We start from the raw sequence: 324 nt of genomic DNA on the forward strand, positions 1-324 counted from the left end.
TACATTCCGAACCCGGTAGCTAAGCCCTCCAGCGCCGATGGTACTGCACTCGGGAGGGTGTGGGAGAGTAGGACGCCGCCGGACTTAACGTTGAGAAAGCCCTGCCCCTTAACCGGGGCGGGGCTTTCTTCATTTGTGCAGCAGTATTTAAGGCCTGCCCCGGTCCGGGGTGGGCCTTTTCCTGTTTCTGGTCGTGGCCGGCCGGGTGGTTGCGCGAGGGGGGACGGTTCGGGCGGGGAGGGCCATTCGAAAACCGTCAGGCTTGATATTTCCGAATGGCCCTCCCCGCCCAAACCTTGCCACCTCGCGTTTGCGGCCGCGACA

General features: G+C 63.3%; 1 rRNA gene. It reads left to right on the forward strand.

What is annotated here, in order from left to right:
- A 5S ribosomal RNA gene (gene rrf / locus ADL15_RS57380) occupies positions 1-84 on the forward strand; the annotation flags it as partial.
- Positions 85-324 lie beyond the last annotated feature (240 nt).

The organism is Actinoplanes awajinensis subsp. mycoplanecinus (assembly GCF_001509495.1).
Lineage (GTDB): Bacteria > Actinomycetota > Actinomycetes > Mycobacteriales > Micromonosporaceae > Actinoplanes > Actinoplanes palleronii.